Raw genomic sequence first — 21,223 nt, forward strand, 5'->3', positions numbered from 1 at the left:
TGGGGAAGATCTGTGGTAAAAGGCCTTGGGTCCTTATTGCTTGGATTAGTGATGTTTTGGGGGTCTTTGGCCTTTGCATCAGAGCAGGTGCGGCAGGTGTATAGCCGTTTTGTGTCACTGGAGCAAAATCAGGCTCATATTTCTTCCACTGCAATGGTTCAGGACCATGATGGCCAAATCTGGCTTGGCACTCAACATGGTCTTTACCGCTTGAATGGATCTGAAGTGACGTTGTTCAGAGCGGACGCGACAGACCCATATTCGTTATCTGCAGATTGGATCAGCAGCTTGCTGGTAGATGAGCAGGGCATATTATGGGTTGGTACCCGTTATTCTGGCGTGAACAAATTCAATTCCTTGACAGAAAGTTTCAGCAGAGTAGCACTGCCTGCAACTTTCGGAGCGGGAACCAGCGAAATTTCAGTCCTTTATCAGGATCAACAGCAACGAATTTGGGTGGGCAGCTATGGTGCGGGTTTATATTTACTGGACCCTCAACAACTAGTTTTGCATGCTCAAGGTCTTCCGGAGCGTGTTGACGGCGTATCCAGTATACATATTAATGACTTATTGATGACCGCAGACGGTACTTTGTATTTGGGGGCCGGAGACGCGCCCCTCAGAACCTTGTCTGACTCTAATGGCGGCCTTATCGCCTGGCATCCAGAGCAGAACAAAATAAGGGGCTGGCATAAAACCAGCAGGGGGCAAGCAGCTGGCTCAATTAACAAGTTAAGATTAAAAACAGCTAATCTTCTTCTACTGGCCAGTTTTAACGGTGGTTTGCTGCAACTGGACCTCAATACATCTGAGCTGACTATTCCCCTTCAGCCCGCATCATTGCGTCAGGCGCAATTAACGGACATGCTGGAGGATGAAAGCGGTGGCTTATGGCTTGCAAGTTACGATGCAGGATTATGGTATCAACAGCAAACTGGTCAGATATGGCAACAATTTAAGCATCTAGGCCAATTTAGTGGCGGTTTGCCGACTAATAGTATTTCTGCATTGATGTTAGATAAACAGGGTACTGTCTGGACTATAAATCAGCTGCGGGTTGCAGGTATTAGTCGGTTCGCTCGACAGATCCGTACTTTGCCTACAGCAACAGACCAACTTGATCTTCTGCCTGCCAGCGATGTACTGGGTATAGATGTGGCCGATAGTAATACGGTGTGGTTAGCCAATCGCCATGGTGGCCTGTTACGTTTTGATCCCCAACAATCCAAACTTGAAACTTTGCCTATGCCTCCCGGCCTGCAGGACTTTAGTGCTCGTCAAGTGAGTTGGTCACCCAAATTAAACGTAGTCTGGACTGGTTCTGAGGAGGGTCTTTGGCAATTTGCGCCGGCTTCACAACAGTGGCGTGCTATTCCTTTATTGGCAGGTGAACGGGCACAGCCCGTGGTTAAATCATTGTCTATGGACCGGCAGCATCAGCTTTGGGTCGGAACTCGTGGTCATGGTGTGTTTATTATAAGTGCCGATGGGAAGAGGATCACATCATTAAATAGATACAGCAATCCGGTTTTGCCGGTAGATGACATAAACCTGGTGTATCAGGACAGCTTTGGTCTGATTTGGATTGGTAGTGCTGATCAAGGTTTGTTTCTCTATGACCCAAAGCAAAATAGCTTACAGCAATGGCAACAAAAAGATGCCAGCACACATGGGTTGCAATTTAATGGTATCCAACTTGTGCTGGAGGAAAATGAAGAGCTTTGGGTGCAAGCAGGTAATCTGCGTCACAGGGCATTGCGTTCACGACATACGCCAGCTCACATTGAAGGTTTTAAACCTTACCTGACAGCACTAGATGATGATCCAGAACTGCAATCTGCTCAGCTATTTCGTTTGTTATACCGGCAGCACTATTTGCCGGAGCAACAAAGCTATATCCAGCTCGATGAGCGCCTTGGTGTGCAAAGTGTTACCTGGATAGGTGCGTGGGCTGAGCATCAGGGGTGGCTGTTTCGTGGGGGAAAAGAGGGACTGGATTATTACCCTATCACTCAGTTGCCACAGCAGTGGCCTCTGAATAGGTTGAAACTTACCAGTCTGAGTTTATTCAACCAAATTGTGGCTCCTGCCCGAACTGAAAACCAGTCTCTGCTGCCTGTAGTATTGTCTTCGTTGGAACAACTCTCTTTGGCTTATCAACAGGATATGTTCAGTCTACATTTCTCCGTCCCTGAATTTGTTCAGCCTGAAAAACTCCGTTACCGCTATCAACTCGAAAGCTTTGATCGTGATTGGATCCAAGCCAGCCAGCCAGTAGCGACTTATACCCGCTTACCACCTGGCCGATATATATGGAAAGCGGAAGCTAGTATGGAAAACGGACCATGGCAAAGTCAAACCTCACTGATCATACAAGTGTTTCCGCCATGGTGGATGACGTGGTGGTTTAGAGCGGCTCTTGTTACTTTGGTGCTTTTTGCAGGTTTTTCGTGGTTTCAACAGAAAATGAAACGGCAATTGGAGATGAGGCGGCAACTGGAGTTTCTGGTTAGCTCAAGGACTGAGGAATTAAGTCAAAAAACTAGCCAATTACAGGAGAAACATCAGGCATTGCAGCGCTCTTATCAGGATTTGACATTATTGCAATTAATAAGTCGTGAAATCACCGCCTCATTAGACTTGAAGCAGGTGTTAACCCGGTGTCACTCTCATTTATCGCATATGCTGGATGCCCATGTACTATTAATAGGCATTTATCGCGAAGCAGAACACACACTTGATTTTGCCTTTTGGATGGAAAACAACCAGCTTGCACCTCGGTTTGAGCTGGATTTAACTCAGGTCCATACTCCGGCTGTGATTTGTTTTAACGAGCAACGTGAAATTATCATTCGGGAAAGTAGTGAGTTTCTGCTGCAATTACCAGAGGTCCCGCAACCTCTCTATGGTGCCATGACTAAATCAGTACTTTATTTTCCACTGACGGTCAGTGGAAAAGCTGTAGGCGTTTTTTCTGTTCAAAGTATGGAGGAGCATGCGTACTCAGACTCACAAATTGAACTGTTGCGCACTTTAGCAAGCTATGTTGCTATCTCAGTGGCGAATGCGGATTCGTTTGAGCAGTTGCAACTAACACAGCAGCAATTAATCACCCAAGAAAAAATGGCTGGACTCGGTTCATTAGTTGCGGGTATTGCACACGAAATCAATACTCCATTGGGAATTTGCGTGACAGCTTCCAGTCATTTACAGGCTGAACTGGACGTAGTTCAGCACGCTGTAGCGCAAAAAATGTTGCAGCAAAGCCAGTTTCAACGTTTTTTGCAGCATTTGCACGAAGGCCTGAAAATTTTGCAGGTAAATACTGGCAGAGCAGCAGATTTAGTTCAGAGTTTCAAAAAAGTATCTGTTGATCAATCTAATGTCAGTCTTCGGGAATTTAATCTTGGCCCTTATGTGCAGGATGTACTGTTGACATTAAAACCTCAGCTGCATAAAGCCGGCTGTGCACTGGATATTCAGTGCGAAGATGATATTGTGTTGTACACAGACCCCGGCGCAATAGCACAGATCATTACTAATCTAGTGATGAATGCACTGATCCATGGGGTGAAAGATAGATCTAATCCAAGAATTCAACTGAGCTTTAATATGGATGGCAGAAGCTTGTTGATGAGATTCAGTGACAATGGCAAGGGATTGGATAAACGTGCATTACAGCATTTGTTCGAACCTTTCTATACCACCAATCGGAATAATGGTGGCACAGGACTGGGAGCACATATTGTCTACAACCTGGTGACTGTGAGTTTAAAAGGTCATATAGAAGTGCAAAGCGAACCAGAGCAGGGTCTGCATTACAAAATTACTTTTCCGGTGCGAAGGGATAGTTAATGCTATTCAAGGGGGAGGAGCGTTGGCAGGTCAATTCGGCCTGTAGTGAAGCAGTGTGAGCAAGATGAGTCTCTGGATTGTGCTAAGGTAAGTTTCGCTATTTTGCACAGTTATTTTTTTGTAAACTAGCAGTTAAAAGCACTGAGCAGCAAGGAAGTACAGTGATAAGTGTGACCAATTTGTTATTCCGTCGACAAGATGGCGATCAAGTTCAAACTCTGTTTGATGGCTTGAGTTTTAACATTGCTGCGCAAGAGCAAGTAGCATTGCTTGGAGACAGTGGCTCAGGTAAGACGACCTTACTTCATTTGTTGGCCGGCCTACTCAGTCCAGATAGTGGTCAAATTGACGTCAATGGCGAGCTTATTTCTGCATATAATATGCAGCAGCTTGCATATTATCGCCGAAAAATAGGCCTTATATTCCAGCATTATCAATTGCTTGACTGTCTTACTGTGAAACAAAATATCTTGTTTCAATATAAACTCAATTTCCCAAATCAAACGCCTGCTGAGCTAGACGCTTTGGTTGAACAATTGGGGTTGAGCAATAAGCTAAATAAGTTGCCCAGCCAACTTTCAGGCGGCGAACAACAACGCGTAGGTATTGCTCGAGCCTTGCTTAATCAACCAAAACTGATCTTAGCCGATGAACCTACAGGCAACCTCGATCAAGTACGCTCCCACCAAGTGGTCGAAATGCTGACAAACTTGTGTAAAGAGCGGCAAATCAACTTGGTCATGGTGACGCACTCACAGCAGTTGACCCGCTATTTTGATAGCGTAAAAGTATTGGCTAATGGGCAGTTCAATGACTGAAATTAAGCTCATTTTAACTACTCATATCACGTATTTCAGACGCCATCCTTGGTTGTTACTACTGTTTATTGTTGGCTTGAGTTTAGGAAGCGCGCTACTTACCGCCATTACAGGCCTGAATCAAGAAGCCAAAAATCGTCACCAGAAGTCTTCTGCTCTCATCGATGCTGCAGTCAGTCATATTGTAAAACCCCCTATTGGCCAAGAGTATATCGACGGAAAAATTTGGTTAAAGCTTCGCCAGAATGGCTTTAGTAATGCGCAACCTGTTTTACGCGGCAAGCTAAAACTAACCTCAGGTAAAACACTGTATCTTCAAGGCATAGATAGCCTTATTTGGTTGACAAAACCAGCACCGACAAGCACAACTCAATCCGGCAGTGGGAGCGATACAGGCTTTGCTTTTGACGTCATCATGATAGATAGCAACAGTGTCTCGAAATTAGCGCTTAATGGTAATAAGCTTCAGCTTGCCAATAGCTCAGCTACACCTGGTTTCCGCTTGGTCGATGACCTTGGTCTGTGGTCTATTACCGACCTTGCTTATGCTGATCTACTGCTACAGGCTAAGGGGCAAATCAGCTTTATCGAGTTCGTTGGTCTGACGCTTGAACAAATCCCAAAAATCGAATCAATTTTGTCTTCTGATGCCAGATTAGTCGCAGCTCAAGAGCAAGACTTCGATGCCTTATCTGAGGCTTTCTTTTTTAACCTCGCCGCATTGGCATTGCTGGGCTACATTGTGGCGGCATTTTTAAGTTTTAACGCCATTAAGCTTTCTATTGCGGGTCGAAAAAAGCTACTTACTCAGTTTACTATTTTAGGGTGTTCGCCAAAAGCCATTCGCACAGCCCTAGTGATTGAGTTTACCTTCATGAGTTTTTTGACAGCTCTGTTAGGCAGTATAACGGGGTTTGTTATTGCCAATGCGTTGGTGCTTGATATAAACCGCACACTAATGGGGCTATATCAACTCGAACAAGCCCTCACCATCAGTTGGCAATGGCGAAGCTTTGCTTTGGGTTTTATAGTGAATATCGCCACATTGGTGACTATGCTACTGACACAAAAAACCACACTGCAAACTAACAGCAGCTCCGTATTTTATTTGTTTTTAGCTGTTGTAATTGCAGCCCTTTCGTACTTTTACATAAATGCCCACTCTGAATTTGATGCTCTGTTACTTTGCTTCTTTATTCTGTTGCTGTTTGTGCTTATCACACCAAAATGTTTGCAGCTTTTGCTCAGCTTTAAAAATCCGTTTAGGCATCCTTTATGGCAGTGGTTGTATGCCGACAGTAAATTGCAGTTGAAAGAATTGCGTATTGCCATAGTGGCGATTTTGCTGGCGCTTGGCAGTGCTATTGGCATGCAGATCATGGTGAAAAGCTTTAGTAACACGCTTAATGCGCATCTGGAAAAGCAATTAAGCGCAGATCTATACATTCATGTCGATAAGTATGACCCAGATCTTCGAGCTCGCCTGAACGCAGAACCGAACATAAAACGTGTTGGCATCTATATGGCTGGCGATGGCTACTTAAATAAAGTACCTGCAACTCTTGCTAGTTTTGGTCAAGGATATCAGTCATTTACACACATTAACCTGACTTCTGGTGAGGCTGTGAATACTTCACACTTTGCTAACAATGGCTGTATTGCTAATGAGCAAGCCACCATAAAATATAATCACCAGTTGGGTGACATTGTGACATTTAAACAAAACCAACACAGTTTTCAATGCAGAATTTCTGGCTTTGCCTATGATTATGGCAACACGGCGTTAAGCCTTATCACCGAAGAACAAACAATGAAATCAAGCTCTTTGCACTGGCAAGTGTATGGCTTGTCTATCACTCTAAATGAGCAAATCACAGTAGATCAACTCTCTGAGCGACTGATTAATGAGTACCAGATTGATAGCGCCTCTATCACTGAGAATCAAGGTTTTAAAGACATAGCCAATAGGCTGTTTAACGACACCTTCCAGGTCACAAAAGTCTTAAATGGGTTTATTCTCGCAATTGCTTTAGTCAGTCTTTGCATAAGCTTACTGAGCTTGAGTGCCCAACACGCAAAGCAACTGGCCGTTTTAAGTAGTTTAGGGGTTGATGCAGCTCAGTTACAAAAGCTAAAGCTTGTGCAAACAACAGTGTTGGTTAGCTTTACATCTATATTTGCGTTGCCATTAGGCTTTGCGCTCGGGCTGGCATTATTAAAATTTGTCATGCCTATCGCATTTGGTTGGACTATCCATTTGAGTTTAGATTTGCCAGCACTGTTGAGTACCTGTATGTTCTTGCTGATCGCCGCTGTGGTATGTGCCTATCTGCCTGTTAAAAAACTTACAACCAGTTTGCACCTAAAAGGACATTAGCCAGTGATTAAGTGCGCTTTTCTGGTTCTTTCAATGTTATTGTTTTTGGGTTGTGATCCCGCACCATCATCAAAAAATTCTCACGCCTTACAGATAGTAAGTGGTGAGCCTGTCGAGAAGAAACGAGGAGTGGTTTTTCCGCAAGATCACGGTCCACACTTGGAGCAAGGCATTGAATGGTGGTACATCACCGCGAACTTAACTGCGGACACTGGCGAAACATTCGGTGCGCAGTGGACATTGTTCAGAACTAGAGCGCCTTTACCCTTTGAATCGACGTGGTGGGACAATCAACTTTATTTTGCCCATTTTGCGCTGCAACACGAGCAATTTCATGTTGCTTTTGAACGCTTTGCCCGTGCTGGACAAGCCAGCATTTCAGCAACCCCTTTCTCAGCACAGTTAGATGATTGGTCATTAAAAAGCACAGAGCAAAGTTTTTTACCGCTGCAAATGCAGGCAAAACAGGACGACTATGCCATTGATGTTTCCCTGAATAACAGTCCACTCACTTTACATGGTGAAAATGGTTATAGCCAAAAAACTGACAGCGGTCACGCTTCTTACTACTTCAGCTACCCGTTTTTAGAAACAAGAGGTACCATCACTTTTAATGGCAAAGACTACAAAGTATCTGGTAATGCCTGGTATGACAGAGAATGGTCGGCAAGTTTATTGGATAAAAATCAACTAGGTTGGGATTGGTTTAGCCTGGTAAGTGAAGAACACCCCAAGCAAGGCCTAATGTTATTTTGTATCCGCGATGCACAACAAAACTATGAATACTGCAGTGGCACACGTATTGCTGAAAGTGGTGAGGTGACTCAAATCCCACGAGAAGATATAAGTTTACAAGTTTTAGAACATATCACCATCGATGGTACACAATATCCAAGTGTATGGAAAATTGAACTGCCTGACTCAGCACCTGTTCTGATTGAAACCATCACAAAAGATTCTCTAAATAAGCTATCGACAAAATATTGGGAAGGTCGGGTAAGAGCAACACATGGATTTAATGGCAAAGGCTATGCAGAATTAGCAGGGTATTAATGCTGTATGAACCCTTAGAGTGTGTTGACGTTTCAGGGTTATTTTTCTGGCGGAAAGGCTTGGCAAGGCGCTGCCTTTAAGATTCGTCTGGCTTCGCTTTGAGCTTTGTTTGCCTACAGGGAGCACCGATCTTTGTCAAGAGCGAGCCGACGACCTCCGCTACGGGGTTATAAAGAGCAGCCCGACGAGCTACCAGGCTGATTTATCTTGAATATCAGATACAAAAAAACCGACTATAAAGTCGGTCTTAAAGTTGGTTGCGGGAGCCCCGATCTTTGTGAAGAGCGAGCCGACGACCTTCGCCACGGGGTTATAAAGAGGAGACCGACGAGCTACCAGGTTGTTCCGTCCCAGTTTTTGGATACAAAAAAACCGACTATTGAGCCGGTTGATTGTTGGTTGCGGGAGCCCCGATCTTTGTGAAGAGCGAGCCGACGACCTTCGCCACGGGGTTATAAAGAGGAGACCGACGAGCTACCAGGTTGTTCCGTCCCAGTTTTTGGATACAAAAAAACCGACTATTGAGTCGGTTGATTGTTGGTTGCGGGAGCACCGATCTTTGTGAAGAGCGAACCGACGACCTCCGCTACGGGGTTATAAAGAGCAGCCCGACCCGACGAGCTACCAGGTTGTTCCATCCCAGTTTTTGGATACAAAAAAACCGACTATTGAGTCGGTTGATTGTTGGTTGCGGGAGCCGGATTTGAACCGACGACCTTCGGGTTATGAGCCCGACGAGCTACCAGGCTGCTCCATCCCGCGTCCGTATCTTAACACCGAGCAGAGTGTGTTAAGTGGGGTACTACTTTTTTACATTACTTAAGAAAACTTAAGTTGGTTGCGGGAGCCGGATTTGAACCGACGACCTTCGGGTTATGAGCCCGACGAGCTACCAGGCTGCTCCATCCCGCGTCCGTATCTTAACACCGAGCAGAGTGTGTTAAGTGGGGTACTACTTTTTTACATTACTTAAGAAAACTTAAGTTGGTTGCGGGAGCCGGATTTGAACCGACGACCTTCGGGTTATGAGCCCGACGAGCTACCAGGCTGCTCCATCCCGCGTCCGTATCTTAACACCGAGCAGAGTGTGTTAAGTGGGGTACTACTTTTTTACATTACTTAAGAAAACTTAAGTTGGTTGCGGGAGCCGGATTTGAACCGACGACCTTCGGGTTATGAGCCCGACGAGCTACCAGGCTGCTCCATCCCGCGTCCGTATCTTAACACCAAGCAGCCTGTGTTAAGGTTGTAATGCATTCACGTTATATACTTAAACATTCAAAATAAATTTGTTTACTTAAGTTGGTTGCGGGAGCCGGATTTGAACCGTCGCCCTTCGTCACGGGGTTATAAAGAGGAGCCCGAGGGCTAAATTACTTTACCACGCCTGTCACGAATTGGTTGCGGGAGCCGGATTTGAACCGACGACCTTCGGGTTATGAGCCCGACGAGCTACCAGGCTGCTCCATCCCGCGTCCGTGTTTGCGGGGCGCATAGTAGAGCTTTTGCTATAGCAGTGCAAGGCTTAATATCAGTAAATTCCAAAGAAGCGAACTGACTGCGCAATTATTAAACGCATAGCCGTTTAAGTAGGCGATCTAACCGAAAAAAGCCGCTGGTGTTACAAATCATTGTTTTTTTGCTTAAAAACATCCCAATGCTTTCGAAAGCGCTTCTGTTATAATGTGCGCCATTTTATTGCAGGGCAGATCATATGTTGGAATTCTGGGCCTTAACATCTAAAGGTGTTGAAGAGCTGTTGGCGGATGAGATCCGTCGTTATCAAGGCGAAATTATTAAATTAGGCATGGGCGTAGTGCGTTTTAAGGCTGAACTTAAAGATGCATATCAGCTGTGCTTATGGTCACGTCTGGCAACTCGTATTCTGCGCCTGGAACAATCCATCGAAATTGATGCCAATTCAGATCTGTATCAGGTGGCCACGCGCATTAACTGGCCTTCATTAATGCGAATGGAGCAAAGTTTTGCGGTTGAATGTGTAGGTAAGCATCCGACCATAGACAATACCCAGTTTGGTGGCATGCGGGTAAAAGATGCCATAGTGGATCAGTTCCGTGAACGTTACGATGCGCGCCCCAATGTCGATCGTCTGGATCCGGACGTGCGTTTTCAGGTGCGTTTAGAACGTCAGCATTTCCATTTCTTTCAGGATTTCTCTGGGCCGTCACTGCATCAGCGTGGTTATCGGAAAGAGCAGGGCGAAGCGCCATTAAAAGAGCATTTAGCTGCGGCCTTGTTATTACGCTCTGGCTGGAAAGCTGATCAGCCTTTATATGACCCATTTTGTGGTAGCGGTACTCTATTAATAGAAGCAGTGCTGATGGCGCGTCAATTGGCGCCCGGATTAAAGCGTGAAAAGTTTGCTTTTGAAAGCTGGGGTGATCACCAACCAGATCTTTGGCAACAACTGCGCGCTGAAGCTTTAGGCTCACGTCAGGCAATTGCTGAAGGCGTGACTTTTGTCGGTAGCGATACTGACGAGCGTACCTTACAAAAAGCCCGTCAAAATGCTGCTCGTGCTGGTGTGGCTGACTATATAGAGTTCATCACTCAGGATGCGACTCAGATCCAGTCAGCGGTATGCGAAGGCAAAGGCGTGATTATTACCAACCCACCGTACGGTGAGCGTTTAGGCGATTTGCCTCAGCTTATTCCTGTTTATGCAGAATTCTCTTTAGGCCTGAAAAAACACTATCAGGGCTGGCGTTTAGCCATTATTACCTCAAGCCCGGATTTATTGCGGGCGCTGAAGTTATCCAAAGCCAAAAGCTATAAATTCACCAACGGTCCTTTAGACTGTGAATTTACCATGTTCGAGCTGACCGAACAGCAAGTACAGGTCAATGCCAACAGCCAAAGTGCAGCTTTGTTTTATGCGGAAAGTGAGTCTTTTGGTAATAGACTAAAGAAAAACGTCAAGCAGCTGGAAAAATGGGCGAAACGCGAAAACATCAGCTGCTACCGGATGTACGACGCCGATATTCCGGAATACAACGTCGCGGTCGACTGGTATGACGGCGAAGTGGTGATCCACGAATACGCTGCTCCTGCCAATGTCGATGAGCAAATAGCTCAAAAACGTTTGTTTGATGTGGTGAACTTAGTGCCTAAAGTACTGGGCATCAGCAGCGACAAACTGGTGCTGAAAGTTCGTGAAAAACAAAAAGGTAAAGAGCAGTACCAGGCGTTGGCCAAAGCAGGTCAGTACAAAGAAGTCACTGAATATGGCGCTAAGTTTCTGGTAAATCTGCGTGATTATCTGGATACCGGCTTGTTTTTAGACCACCGTGTCACACGCCTGGCTATTCAGCAGCAAGCCAAAGGCAAAAAAGTACTGAATTTATTTGCCTACACTGGAACAGCTTCTGTGCATGCAGCTTTAGGTGGCGCTTTGTCTGTGACTACAGTGGATATGTCGAATACTTATCTGGACTGGGCAAAACGCAACTTTCTGATCAACGGTCTGGAAGGTAAAGCCTACCAGTTTGTGCAGGACAACTGTTTAGATTGGCTCAAAGGCTGCAAAAACCAGTTTGATTTAATCTTTGTTGATCCGCCAACTTTTTCGAACTCGAAACGGATGGAAGATACCTGGGATGTGCAACGTGATCATGTCAAGTTGTTGACTATGGTAGGGCGCTGTCTGGCGCCGAACGGCAAAGTGATATTTTCCAACAATAAAAGACGTTTTAAAATCGATAAAGCAGAACTGGAACAAGCGGGCTGGAGCATCAAAGATATCTCAGCACAAAGTTTGCCGGAAGACTTTAAACGCAACCCAAATATTCACGTGTGCTTTGAGCTGTTTAAACGCCTTGAAGAGTAAGTTTTGATGCAAATTAGGCTTTACAGCACCTGGGGTTGCCATTTGTGTGAACAGGCCGAGCAGCTTCTGCTGCAGGCCGGTGTCGCTGGTACTGTTGAAATTATAGATATAGTGGACGAGCCGGCAGCTTTTGAGCGCTACCGTGTGCATATTCCGGTGTTAAAAGTGAATGAACAGGAACTGTTCTGGCCCTTTGAACTTGAACAGATACAACAACTGCTGCGTCAGCAGTCGTCAGGATTATAAAAGTGGAACTATTACGTTTTCAGCAAGCCAGCCTTGCCTTTGGTACACACCCAATTTTAGATAAAGTGGATTTCAGTTTGTTTGCCGGCGAACGTGTCTGTTTGGTTGGCCGTAATGGCGCAGGTAAATCCTCCTTTTTAAAAATCCTGACCGGTCATCAAAATCTGGATGATGGCCAGGTGGTCCGGCAGAATAATTTGATTATCAGCCGGTTAGAGCAAGACCCACCAGCTCGTGTTGACATAAAGGTGGCGGATTTTATTCGGGAAGGCGCGGGCGATTTAGCGGAAAAGCTACAGCGTTTTTACCATCTGGCTGATCATTTCTCTGACGCTACTGAAGCGGAGCAACGTGAATTTGGTACTTTGCAGGCTGAACTCGATACCCGTCATGGCTGGCAGTTAGAGAGCCGTATTGAAGAGCTTTGTTTGCAGTTTGAGATGGACCCCAATACCACTTTGGCTTCATTATCCGGAGGTTGGTTACGTAAAGCTGCGTTAGCCAAAGCTTTGGTGTCTCAGCCCACAGTTTTACTGCTGGATGAACCGACGAACCACTTGGATGTGGCAGCTATACAATGGCTGGAACAGTTCTTTATGAACTTCAAAGGTGCGATCATTTTTATCTCGCACGACAGGGCCTTTATCCGCGCTTTGGCCAGCCGTATTATCGATTTGGACCGCGGAGAATTAACCTCTCATCCTGGTAACTACGCCGAGTATCTGGAGCGTAAGCAAAAACTGCTGGAAGTAGAACAGCAGCACAATGCGCTGTTTGATAAAAAGCTGGCTGAAGAAGAGGTTTGGATCCGTCAGGGCATTAAAGCCCGTCGTACCCGTAACGAAGGCCGTGTGCGTGCTTTAAAAGAGTTACGTAACGAAAGGGCTGCCCGGGTTGAACAAATGGGCAAGGTAGAATTTGCCATTGAGCAGTCGCAAAAATCCGGCAAGCTGGTGTTTGAGACTAAAGATGTGAATGTCAGCTTTAAAGGCGAAACTGTCCTTAAAGACATTAATGTTCTGGTCATGCGTGGTGATCGTATTGCTTTGGTTGGGCCAAATGGGGTAGGTAAATCCACCTTAATCAAAACGTTGCTGGGCGAATATACGGCCGACAGCGGCGAGATAAAACGCGGCACTAACCTCGAAGTAGCTTATTTTGATCAACACCGTATTCAGCTGGACTTAAATGCCACAGTGCAGGATAACGTTGCTGATGGTAAACAGGAAATCGTACAAAACGGTCAAACCCGTCACGTATTAAGTTACCTACAGGACTTCTTATTTGCACCAGCACGCGCCAGAACACCAGTTCGGGCTTTATCTGGTGGTGAGAAAAATCGCTTATTGCTGGCACGTTTATTCGCCAAGCCAAGTAATTTACTGATCCTTGATGAACCCACCAACGATCTGGATGTAGAAACCTTAGAGCTGCTGGAAGATATTCTGCAGCAGTATCAGGGTACTGTATTGCTGGTGAGCCACGACCGTGAATTTGTTAACAATACAGTCACCAGTTCATTGTATTTTGCCGGCCAAGGTAAGGTGGTGGACATAGCGGGTGACTACGAAGATGTGGTGGCTTATCAAAAACGGCAGCAAAATCATGTAAAAGCTGTTGAAACAGTGCAAAAAAGTGTAAAACCTGTCGAAGAAAAGCCTGTGGAGCTTTCATCCAGCAGCAGTAAGAAGTTATCATACAAAGAGAAACGAGAATTGGAGCTATTGCCCGCTTTAATCGAGACGCTTGATGCAGAATTAAGTGCCTTACAGCAGCAAGTCAATGATCCACATTTTTTCCGGCAAAGTGCCGACTACACCCAAAAAGCGTTGAACCAATTGCATGAGACTGAGTCGAAGCTCGCGCACGCTTATGAGCGTTGGGAACAATTAGAAGCATTAAATCAGCAGTAACAGGGGACCTGAATGAGATTATCGCCCGTAGTATTAGCCTTATTACCCGGCCTGGCCGCCAGTTCAGCGTACGCCGCTGTTTATCAGGTTCAGGAGCTTGCTGAAATCACCACTGTTCGTTCACAGTTTGGCGCCGCGCTGAATGACAATGGGGATGCAGTAGGTTCTGGTTCAGTTATCTATAATTTTCCGGTAGATATTAGTGCTATTGATTTTGAAAATGCCAGTCTAGTGGCCGCCTTAACAGCGGAACAAATAGAACAGATTAAATTAGGAAATATCAGTGCTTCGTCACAGGTCGCTTTAATTAATTATTTAACAGCGAATACTGATAATTACCAAGTGCAGCGTTATACAGATGTAATGGCATTCAATCTTGTAACAGGCGATCAAGTAAAGATTCGTGAGCAAGCTGCAGCCCCTACAAGTAGAGAGTATCTGTACGATATCAACAATACGGGTCATGCTATTGGTGTAGCGACAGCAACGTACCGCCAGCAAAGTTTTACTCCTGAGGCCACTGAAGCTGAACCTTCCCCAGCAACAGTGAATTTATGGGTGCCTGATGCGGCATATTTGAAGTCTTATGTCGTCAATGGTAACAGTGTAACAGCACTACCTATTCCTTTTGAGGACTTCGGCGGAGGTTTTTCCTCAGCAAATAAAATCAGCGAGAACAACTATATAGCAGGTTCAGGTAGCGTCTCCATGATGGAAAGTGTGGTGGATTCTATTGAAACCGCCTGTACCGGTAAAACCAGGCCTGTTGCTCTTTGTTACGATCAGTATAAATCGGGTTATATAGAACGCGCTTTAGTCTGGAAAATGAATGAAGCCGGACAAATTTCAGCTCCTGTGCAATATGGCATTTTAGGCCCTGTAATCGAGAATACAACTGAAAACCTCTACTCCAGCCGTGCTTTATCAGTGAATAACAATGGAATAGCTGTTGGCTACTCGAGCTATACCAACGAAGAGCGAAGAATTTTTGTTGCCCACGCTAGCGTTTTCCATGAAGGCGAAGTATCCGCAGTCGTTGACCCTTTAGAGTGGAATTCCAGTTTTGCCGCAGATATTAATAACGAAAATATTATTATTGGCGCAGCAAGTACAACCTTTAATGGATTGCCGACCAATAGATTATTTGTGTTTGATTACAATACAAAAACTCTGACTTTTCCAAATGGTTTTTTCAACAGCTCAGATACCATTCCAAAGGCTATTAACGACAATAGCATGGTTGTAGGTTCAGCAGATATTTTGCCTGCTGACGGCACGACAAGACGAAAGGTTGCGTTTTTGTTTGATATAGAAGCTAACAGCTTTACTGATTTAAACACTCTATTGCCCTGTGGTACTGCTTTTAATCTGGTTGAAGCCAAAGATATTAACAATAATAATGAAATTATTGCCAATGCTGTGATGTCCGTTGAACAACGTGACGCCAAAGGTGACGTGGTAAAAGACAGTGCTGGTAACCCAGTGATGGAAAACGTAACCCGAGCAGTGAAACTGACACCGGTTCCTAACGGCACTATTGATAGCTGCCAGGTGGAAGAAGAGCAAAGCTATGAACGTAAAGGTGGATCTTCAACCTGGTATAGTCTGTTGCTACTGCCATTGGTGTGGTTAAGACGACGCTTAAGCCAATAGGTATACACAGGCTTTAAACATGACAAACCCGCAATAGCGGGTTTGTTATTTTTAGTTTTATTCAAAGCAAATACTTTCCTATCGCCGGCCGCTCTGGCTTCGAGCATGTCAGATTATTTTTTTCAGATAATTTTAAAAAAAATTAAATTATTTTGTCATTAAATCTTAAATAAGTTCAGGTTCTTACTTAATGTCAATAGGCGAGGGCCAAGTTTACTGATGGAACCTTTTGGTCTTATCTACTATCTATTAAAGGGCAACGTAAGTTGCTTGCTTATTTATCAGATCGAGGAAGATTGCCTTATGAAAAGACAGAAAAGAGATCGTTTAGAACGTGCTCACGCTCAAGGTTATCGCGCCGCTGTCACAGGTCGCTCAAAAGAGATTTGTCCTTATCAGAATTTAGATACCAGATCGCAATGGCTCGGAGGGTATCGGGAAGCGATGGAAGATAAAGGGGTTGGCCTGTTTGCCAGAGGCCAGTAATTTACGAATTCAGATAACAAGGCCCCGATAACCGGGGCCTTGTGCGTTATTGAACTTTAAATATACAAGATCAAAAACGGGCTTTAACACCTAAAATGAAAGAACGACCTGGCAGAGGAGCATCTTCTTTGATAAAGGAGCTATGCACAAAACCTAATTCATCGGTCAGATTGTTGGCTTTGACAAAGGCAGTCAGATCCAGCTCATTCAGATTAAAATAGTAACTAAAACTCAAATCAAGGATCTGATAGGAGCCAGTTGCACTTTCATTTGCTGCCAGCTGATTTTGCTTCATGTAGTGAGTCCAGTCGAGGTTTGCTGACCAGTTTTGTGCTGAATAGCTATAGCTTGTACCTGCTTTCACTGGCGGTATACGGGGTAAATCACCGCCGTTGTCCAGCTTGGCCCGCACTGAGTCAATAAAAATCTCCAACTGTTGTTCAGCTGTCAGTTGATAGGCCATCGCAAACTCGGCGCCATACAAAGTGGCATCCTGCTGTTGATAGTGAAATATCGAGAAAGCTTCATCTTCCGCATGACCGTGCTCTTCATCATGCTCTTCGTGATCGTCATGGTCCTGAGCATGGTCTTCATCTGCATGGGAGTGCAGGTCAGCCATGGTTAAACCTGAATCTCTCATATACAGGTAGTTGTGTACCTTGTTATAAAACAGGTTGTAAGTGAAGGTAAAATCACCCTCATACTTGCGTAAGGTCAGGTCGATATTGTTCGCCACTTCTTTTTTGAAGTTGACATCAAACTCTGAAATTTCACCGTCTTGATCCAGCTGATAGACCAAACCTAATTCGTAAGTGCGGGTAGCAATGTGCGCACCGTTTGAATATAGCTCGGCAGCGCCAGGGGCTCGTTCAGAGCGGCTGACGGATAAAGCGGTGTTGTACCCTGGCTGAAAGTTCCAGACCAGGCCTGCAGACAGGCTAGACGCAGTAAAGTCATGTTTTACCTGATCTGCATGATCTTCGTCCGCGTCTTCTTCCTCGTGGTGATGCTCAAACTCAATACCGGAGGCTTTGTAATCGACGTGCTCAATACGGGCACCTAGCTGAGCTATGAAGTCGCCAAAACTGTGCTCTTCCAGTACAAATAAGGCGTGTGAATCTGTTTTGGTATCTGGTGTAAAGGCTTCTTCACCTATCGCCTGATAATCGCTTTGTTGCAGGTGATAACCAAAAACACCATGCCAGCCGGCTATAGTTTCATGCTCGGCAGTAAAGCGGCTCTCAAAGCTATCATTCTTAAAGGTGGTACCAATGACGCCTTCTTCTATTTCGTGATGCTGATAACGCGTCAGGGCGCTGCTAAAAGATAAGGTTTCAATGCCTTTAAAAGGTGTATAGAGCTCGCCAGCCAAGCCGTATCTGTCTTGCTTCACTTTGGCAAATACAGCTTCTTCATTATGCTCGTCGTGGTCATCATCATGTTGGTCTTGATCATCATGCTCTTCATGATGATGGTGGCCAGGAATGCCATATTCACTGTCGATATGCCCTATGGAAAAACCCAGCAAACCTTTATCGGTGATCCAGCTTAAACCACCATTCACTGCCGAATTATCCAGCCATGAATTTGCCAGTTGATCAGTGCTTTCGCCTTCATCATTGGTAAAATTTGGCACATCATAATTATCGGTTTTACGCTTAAAGCCATCCACATGCCAAGCGACTTGATCCTGACCGCCATCATGAGTTAAGACGGCAGTTCTTTCATCTGCACCAGAGCTATAGCGGGTTTCAATTTGAGTACTGGCAGCGCGCAACTGACGTGGCAATCTGTTATCGACCACGTTCACAACACCACCAATGGCGCCGCTGCCATATAACAAAGTGGAAGGGCCACGTAACACTTCTATTTGTTCTGTGGTGATGGCGTCAGCACTGATAGCATGGTCCGGACCAATGCGGGATACGTCAGCAGAATCAAGGCCATTACTTAATATGCGAACCCGTGGGCCATCCAAGCCACGTAAAATAGGGCTTGAGGCTACTGGACCGTAATAGTTGCTGTGTACGCCAGGCATCGACTTTAAGGTTTCACCTATAGTAGGCGCTGTTTTACGACTGAGTTCTTCGCCTGATAACACAGAAACAGGAGTGGCCATGTCCAAATCGTATTGATGCAAGCCTGAAGCTGAAACTACAATACGTTCCACGCCACCAGACTGGAGTTGTACTTTGAGTTCGTTGCCATTTGACAAGGTAACAAACTGGTCGCCATAGCCTTTGGCCGAGATATGCAGTTCAGCATCCGCTGGAGCCTGAATGGTAAAGCGGCCGTTTTTGTCTGCATACACATAGTGCTGACGGCCATGCACATGTACCCGAGCTTGCTCTATAGCTTTACCGTCACTATCCAGCACAAGGCCGTTTACTGTGATGTTTTGTGCGACAACCTGAGCTGAAAATGCCGAAACAACCAGCATGGCCACAGGTGTAAGTTGAAAAAGAGAAGGGCGCATCAAAAAAGCCTTTGAATGTTAGTTATGAAGTGTGATGTTATAACATTTTTGCGGATTAATGATTCAGACGCAAGTACTTTTGTGACGAAGTAAGATTAATTTAAGATTTAGCTTCGACAGCCGGAACTGTCATGCTTTAATATCTGCGTAATAATGTTCGAATAATCAAGAGGATAAGCCATGGATTTTTGGCCAGAATTTTTACTTATCGCGTCAGTGCATTTAGTGGCAGTAGCAAGCCCAGGCCCGGATTTTGCTATCGTTTTGCGTTATGCCGTGCGTTATGGTCGTAACGTTGCACTTTCAGCCAGTCTTGGCATAGGTATGGCGATTTTTTTACATGTTTGTTATTCGCTGCTTGGCTTAGGACTGTTGATTAAAACAACGCCTTGGTTATTTACTCTGTTTAGTGTGTTGTCTGCTGCGTATCTGGCCCATATAGGCTGGCAGGCTATTCGTAGCGGTGAGCCATCCCATACAGCGTCAGAAGATGTTACAGCGCCTGTTGCCGAGACGCCATCCAGGCTCAAAGCCTTTACCTCAGGTTTTGTTACTAATGGCTTAAACCCAAAGGCGACATTGTTTTTTTTGTCACTTTTTGCCGTCATTATTTCGCCTGTTACGCCACTCTCGTACAAAGTGATATACGGTACTTACATGGCATTTGCGACAACCGCCTGGTTTGCTTTTTTATCTGTTATCCTAACCCGCGAAAAAGTAAGAGCTTTTTTACTGCGTAAAGGGTATTGGTTTGATCGTTTAATGGGTGCTGTATTGCTGGCACTGGCTATGCATCTGGTTTACAGTGCAATTCAATCTTCGCTACACTAACCAGAAGATTGTTGCCGATACCAGCGAGGTGTCCCTATGCAAGTCGTCAACAAAGTGATTCGGTTGGATCTGACTTATGCGTCCGAGGCCAGCCATGTTTATCAAAAACGAACCTGTTATATAGCCCCCTATAAAACAGAGCTCGCCGAGCACTTTGCCAAGCGCTTGCTGGCTTATCTGTCATTTTTTGAATTCTCACCCCAACTGGCGAACACAGCAGGGGCGGGTAAAACTCCCGACTTGTATGTCAGCGATGCTGCTGACCATATCAAACTCTGGTGTAATGTCGATTTACTCAGCGAAAAGCATATGCAACGCGCCAGTCACCAGGCTGATCAGGTGGTGTTGTTTCTGGACGAAACACAACAGAAAAAAGTAAAAAACCAATACAAACAACATTTCAGCAATCTGCAGTTCCATACCTTATCCCATCAGCAGCTACTGGACTTTTGCAGCATGTTCAAAGGTCATATGCAATTGGACTTGTGGCGGGAAGATGACAAGTTATTGATCACAGATGGTGAACAAACCTTTGAGCTGGCGATCGCAGTGCCCTCAGAGCTGGAATTCTGGCATTAAGCCGACCTCAACTTGTCATTTCATTTTCTGTGGTTATAATGTCGACCCGTAATTTTTGCCCCGGATTTACGATCCGGCATTGCAGAAGGTGAATCAAACTAATGTACGTTGTAGCCGCTTTATATAAATTTGTCGCTTTACCTGATTATGTCGCCCTGCGTGACACCTTGTATCAACACTTGGTGCTGAATAAAGTCAAAGGAACCTTACTGCTTGCCGAAGAAGGGATCAATGGCACTATCTGCGGTCCGCGTGAGGGCATTGATGCCATGCAGCAGTGGTTTAAAGCAGACAATCGTTTTGATGGCATGTCCTACAAAGAATCCTTAGCCGATGAACAAGCGTTTTATCGCACTAAGGTCAAACTGAAGAAAGAAATTGTCACTATGGGGGTTGAAGGTATCAACCCTGCTCATATAGTCGGTACTTATGTCAAAGGTGAAGCCTGGAACCAGTTAATCTCTGCTCCAGATACTATCGTTATCGATACCCGCAACGATTATGAAGTGGCCATAGGTACTTTTAAAAATGCTGTCAATCCAAATACCACCAGTTTCCGCGAGTTCCCTGAGTGGGCAGAACAAAACCTGGATAAAAGCAAACATAAAAAAGTGGCGATGTTTTGTACCGGCGGTATTCGCTGTGAAAAGTCTACCGCTTTTCTAAAAGAGCAGGGCTTTGAAGAGGTGTATCATCTCGATGGCGGCATTCTGAAATATCTGGAAGAAGTGCCAGAACCTGAAAGTTTGTGGCAGGGCGAGTGTTTTGTATTTGATCAGCGCGTTGCTGTTAAACATGGCCTGGAGCAAGGTAGCTACGATCAGTGTTACGCCTGTCGTATGCCATTATCCCAAGAAGAAATGAAGTCGCCTCTTTATGTGCAAGGTTTAAGTTGTCCGCATTGCCATGACAAAATTACTGATGAGCAGAAAGCATCTTTTGCTGAACGTCAGAAGCAAATAGCTTTGGCCAAAGAGCGGGGCGAACAGCATATCCGTGATGGTAAAGTTGAATTCTAATTTCAGCTATATTTGAAAAGAGCCGTTAAGGCTCTTTTTTTTTCGGCCCTAAACCACCTACTTCAGTAGG

The 21,223-nt window shown here is 45.2% G+C and carries 13 protein-coding genes and 5 tRNA genes; 12 read left to right on the forward strand and 6 right to left on the reverse strand.

Going from position 1 to position 21,223, the window contains the following annotated elements; all coding sequences use genetic code 11:
- Nucleotides 1–12 precede the first annotated feature (12 nt).
- From EMM73_RS06500 to EMM73_RS06515, 4 genes are all read left to right on the forward strand, one after another.
- Nucleotides 13–3,855 (forward strand): two-component regulator propeller domain-containing protein, encoded by a 3,843-nt coding sequence (locus EMM73_RS06500; RefSeq protein WP_186435145.1) that lies wholly within the window; start codon nucleotides 13–15, stop codon nucleotides 3,853–3,855.
- A gap of 170 nt (nucleotides 3,856–4,025) precedes the next feature.
- Entirely contained in the window at nucleotides 4,026–4,673 is a 648-nt protein-coding gene (locus EMM73_RS06505; protein WP_222422614.1) for an ABC transporter ATP-binding protein, read from the forward strand.
- Nucleotides 4,666–7,050, forward strand: a complete 2,385-nt coding sequence (locus EMM73_RS06510) for an FtsX-like permease family protein (RefSeq protein ID WP_127685635.1) — start codon at nucleotides 4,666–4,668, stop codon at nucleotides 7,048–7,050. Before EMM73_RS06505 ends, EMM73_RS06510 begins: the two co-directional genes overlap by 8 nt.
- Nucleotides 7,051–7,083: 33 nt before the next feature.
- Nucleotides 7,084–8,103, forward strand: a complete 1,020-nt coding sequence (locus tag EMM73_RS06515) for a lipocalin-like domain-containing protein (RefSeq protein WP_127685636.1) — start codon at nucleotides 7,084–7,086, stop codon at nucleotides 8,101–8,103.
- Between the two features lie 685 nt (nucleotides 8,104–8,788).
- On the opposite strand, the gene EMM73_RS06520 is transcribed toward EMM73_RS06515, so the two are convergent.
- The 5 genes from EMM73_RS06520 to EMM73_RS06540 form a co-directional block, all read right to left on the reverse strand.
- Nucleotides 8,789–8,865, reverse strand: a tRNA-Met gene (locus tag EMM73_RS06520).
- A 73-nt stretch (nucleotides 8,866–8,938) separates the two neighbouring features.
- A tRNA-Met gene (locus EMM73_RS06525) sits at nucleotides 8,939–9,015 on the reverse strand.
- A gap of 73 nt (nucleotides 9,016–9,088) precedes the next feature.
- Nucleotides 9,089–9,165 (reverse strand) — tRNA-Met (locus EMM73_RS06530).
- A gap of 73 nt (nucleotides 9,166–9,238) precedes the next feature.
- Nucleotides 9,239–9,315, reverse strand: a tRNA-Met gene (locus tag EMM73_RS06535).
- 186 nt (nucleotides 9,316–9,501) lie between these two features.
- Nucleotides 9,502–9,578: transfer RNA gene (locus EMM73_RS06540), tRNA-Met, on the reverse strand.
- A 239-nt stretch (nucleotides 9,579–9,817) separates the two neighbouring features.
- Between EMM73_RS06540 and rlmKL the strand changes: the two genes are divergently transcribed.
- The 5 genes from rlmKL to rmf all read left to right on the forward strand — a co-directional run bounded on the left by rlmKL (nucleotide 9,818) and on the right by rmf (nucleotide 16,248).
- Nucleotides 9,818–11,950: a bifunctional 23S rRNA (guanine(2069)-N(7))-methyltransferase RlmK/23S rRNA (guanine(2445)-N(2))-methyltransferase RlmL gene (gene rlmKL, locus EMM73_RS06545; protein WP_127685637.1), complete on the forward strand. Its 2,133-nt coding sequence runs from the start codon at nucleotides 9,818–9,820 to the stop codon at nucleotides 11,948–11,950.
- A gap of 6 nt (nucleotides 11,951–11,956) precedes the next feature.
- Nucleotides 11,957–12,196: a glutaredoxin family protein gene (locus EMM73_RS06550; protein ID WP_186435147.1), complete on the forward strand. Its 240-nt coding sequence runs from the start codon at nucleotides 11,957–11,959 to the stop codon at nucleotides 12,194–12,196.
- A 2-nt stretch (nucleotides 12,197–12,198) separates the two neighbouring features.
- Nucleotides 12,199–14,109, forward strand: coding sequence for an ATP-binding cassette ATPase Uup (uup, locus tag EMM73_RS06555; RefSeq protein WP_127685639.1), 1,911 nt, complete (start codon nucleotides 12,199–12,201; stop codon nucleotides 14,107–14,109).
- A gap of 12 nt (nucleotides 14,110–14,121) precedes the next feature.
- The gene (locus tag EMM73_RS06560) at nucleotides 14,122–15,762 is read left to right on the forward strand and encodes a DUF3466 family protein (RefSeq protein WP_127685640.1); all 1,641 of its coding nucleotides are present in this window, start codon (nucleotides 14,122–14,124) and stop codon (nucleotides 15,760–15,762) included.
- A gap of 303 nt (nucleotides 15,763–16,065) precedes the next feature.
- Nucleotides 16,066–16,248: a ribosome modulation factor gene (rmf, locus tag EMM73_RS06565; protein ID WP_127685641.1), complete on the forward strand. Its 183-nt coding sequence runs from the start codon at nucleotides 16,066–16,068 to the stop codon at nucleotides 16,246–16,248.
- 70 nt (nucleotides 16,249–16,318) lie between these two features.
- Here rmf and EMM73_RS06570 read toward each other — a convergent pair whose 3' ends face one another.
- A complete protein-coding gene (locus EMM73_RS06570; protein ID WP_127685642.1) occupies nucleotides 16,319–18,724 on the reverse strand; it encodes a TonB-dependent receptor domain-containing protein in 2,406 nt (801 codons plus the stop codon).
- Between the two features lie 180 nt (nucleotides 18,725–18,904).
- Here EMM73_RS06570 and EMM73_RS06575 point away from each other — a divergent pair, with 180 nt between their 5' ends.
- The 3 genes from EMM73_RS06575 to trhO all read left to right on the forward strand — a co-directional run bounded on the left by EMM73_RS06575 (nucleotide 18,905) and on the right by trhO (nucleotide 21,153).
- On the forward strand, nucleotides 18,905–19,555 hold the full coding sequence (locus EMM73_RS06575; protein WP_127685643.1) for a LysE family translocator: 651 nt from the start codon (nucleotides 18,905–18,907) through the stop codon (nucleotides 19,553–19,555).
- A 36-nt stretch (nucleotides 19,556–19,591) separates the two neighbouring features.
- Nucleotides 19,592–20,134: a YaeQ family protein gene (locus tag EMM73_RS06580; protein WP_127685644.1), complete on the forward strand. Its 543-nt coding sequence runs from the start codon at nucleotides 19,592–19,594 to the stop codon at nucleotides 20,132–20,134.
- 101 nt (nucleotides 20,135–20,235) lie between these two features.
- Nucleotides 20,236–21,153, forward strand: coding sequence for an oxygen-dependent tRNA uridine(34) hydroxylase TrhO (gene trhO, locus EMM73_RS06585; protein WP_127685645.1), 918 nt, complete (start codon nucleotides 20,236–20,238; stop codon nucleotides 21,151–21,153).
- The last annotated feature ends 70 nt before the right edge of the window (nucleotides 21,154–21,223 follow it).

This window comes from Rheinheimera sediminis (assembly GCF_004005375.1).
Classification (GTDB): domain Bacteria; phylum Pseudomonadota; class Gammaproteobacteria; order Enterobacterales; family Alteromonadaceae; genus Pararheinheimera.

Bases quoted from the DNA above. Each gene is read 5' to 3' on its own strand.
- EMM73_RS06510 (WP_127685635.1), top strand. From the start codon at position 4,666: ATGACTGAAATTAAGCTCATTTTAACTACTCATATCACGTATTTCAGA.
- EMM73_RS06515 (WP_127685636.1), top strand. From the start codon at position 7,084: ATGTTATTGTTTTTGGGTTGTGATCCCGCACCATCATCAAAAAATTCT.
- rlmKL (WP_127685637.1), top strand. From the start codon at position 9,818: ATGTTGGAATTCTGGGCCTTAACATCTAAAGGTGTTGAAGAGCTGTTG.
- EMM73_RS06550 (WP_186435147.1), top strand. From the start codon at position 11,957: ATGCAAATTAGGCTTTACAGCACCTGGGGTTGCCATTTGTGTGAACAG.
- EMM73_RS06560 (WP_127685640.1), top strand. From the start codon at position 14,122: ATGAGATTATCGCCCGTAGTATTAGCCTTATTACCCGGCCTGGCCGCC.
- rmf (WP_127685641.1), top strand. From the start codon at position 16,066: ATGAAAAGACAGAAAAGAGATCGTTTAGAACGTGCTCACGCTCAAGGT.
- EMM73_RS06570 (WP_127685642.1), bottom strand. From the start codon at position 18,724: ATGCGCCCTTCTCTTTTTCAACTTACACCTGTGGCCATGCTGGTTGTT.
- EMM73_RS06575 (WP_127685643.1), top strand. From the start codon at position 18,905: ATGGATTTTTGGCCAGAATTTTTACTTATCGCGTCAGTGCATTTAGTG.
- EMM73_RS06580 (WP_127685644.1), top strand. From the start codon at position 19,592: ATGCAAGTCGTCAACAAAGTGATTCGGTTGGATCTGACTTATGCGTCC.
- trhO (WP_127685645.1), top strand. From the start codon at position 20,236: ATGTACGTTGTAGCCGCTTTATATAAATTTGTCGCTTTACCTGATTAT.